Below are 1,336 nucleotides of genomic sequence, written 5' to 3' on the forward strand. Positions count from 1 at the left end.
GCAAGCCCGGACGCAGTGACGGCCGCACTCCGGGCCCGGGCGGCTCCGCCGACACGGCGATGGCCGAGGCGCTTCGGCGGGCGGGCCTGGGCAGCTAGCACAGCACAGAAACAGCCCCAGCACCTCCCTCGGGTCCGGAGCACTCCCTCCGGACGGACAAGGGCAGGGTACTGGGGCTGTTCCCACCGGATGGTGGACTAATGGAGCCTGTGCCTCCGGCCCCGGGCACGGGGCTTGAAACCACAGACAACACTGTGACCGATGCCGCTTAAGGGGGCGGAGGCTTTCGCTGAAGATTTGCTCAGCTTTGGCCTAAGGGGACCGCCAGGTCCGCGCGGAGGCTCTGCCCGATACCGGCGGCGCCGTGCACGTTACCTGTTCGGACCGCCCGGCCGTGCACCCCTTAATCGAGATTGGTGCTCAAGAGTTACCCAAGGTTGCGCCTGCACGCCTCGGCGGGCCCCAGCAGTCGCTTACGATGTAAGTAGTTCGAAGTCGCAACAAGTTTGAAAGGGGCGCCGCCCGATGCTCTTTTCCGGGCAGTCCTCCGCATCCGGTCCCCAGGCGTTCTCGTGACGGCCATTTCGCCGGAAATTCCTCTGGTCTTAACGGCAGTACTGGAAAAACTGGCAACCGACCTCGACGACCACGACGGCAGCATGCGCCGCCGCTTCATCGGCAATTACGTGGGGCTGTGGGAACACCGCTTTGGAAGGGTCTCGAGCGCCATTCTCGCCCGGGACGCCGAAGACGCCATGGACGCGATCCTCAGTTTGAAGATCTCCAGCAGCATGGTGGGGGCCGGACGCCTTGGCCAGATGGCGGAACATCTCGAAGGCCTGGTCAACGGGCGGCTCTTTGACGCCGCGACGGCTCTCTTGGACGAGCTGCGCACCTGCGGGATGACGACGACGTCACAGCTGCGCAGCCTGCATCTGCAGTAGCCCGCCCGTCAGGCGGGAAATGCTCGCCCGCGCGGCGTCACCGCTTCGGTGCCAGGCTGTAGCCAACCCCGCGCACTGTCTTGATCCAGCGCGGGGACTTGGTGTCATCCCCGAGCTTGCGGCGAAGGTTGGCCATGTGCACTTCGATCGTGCGTTCGTCGGAGTCCGAAATGTAGCCGCCGGTGTTGTAGGGCTCGTTGCGAAGCCGGCGGACCAGATCCGCCTTGGTCCGCACCACCCGGCCGCTTTCCATCAGGGCGTACAGCAGGTCGAATTCGCTGCGGGTCAGTTCCAGCTCGCGCCCGGACCGGATCACCGTGCGGGCACGGTGGTCCACCACGATGCCGTTGTGCTCCAGCACGCCGTCGCCGGCCGGGCTCGCCGCCCCGGCC

The 1,336-nt window shown here is 66.3% G+C and carries 2 protein-coding genes; one reads left to right on the top strand and one right to left on the bottom strand.

The window, feature by feature from the left end:
• Positions 1 to 572: 572 nt before the first annotated feature.
• Positions 573 to 944: a hypothetical protein gene (locus tag AC5RUJ_RS16420; RefSeq protein ID WP_494014281.1), complete on the top strand. Its 372-nt coding sequence runs from the start codon at positions 573 to 575 to the stop codon at positions 942 to 944.
• 37 nt (positions 945 to 981) lie between these two features.
• On the opposite strand, the gene AC5RUJ_RS16425 is transcribed toward AC5RUJ_RS16420, so the two are convergent.
• A partial coding sequence (locus AC5RUJ_RS16425) for a winged helix-turn-helix domain-containing protein (RefSeq protein ID WP_494093464.1) occupies positions 982 to 1,336 on the bottom strand: 355 nt, incomplete at its 5' end.

Source organism: Arthrobacter sp. Y3223164, from assembly GCF_059091005.1.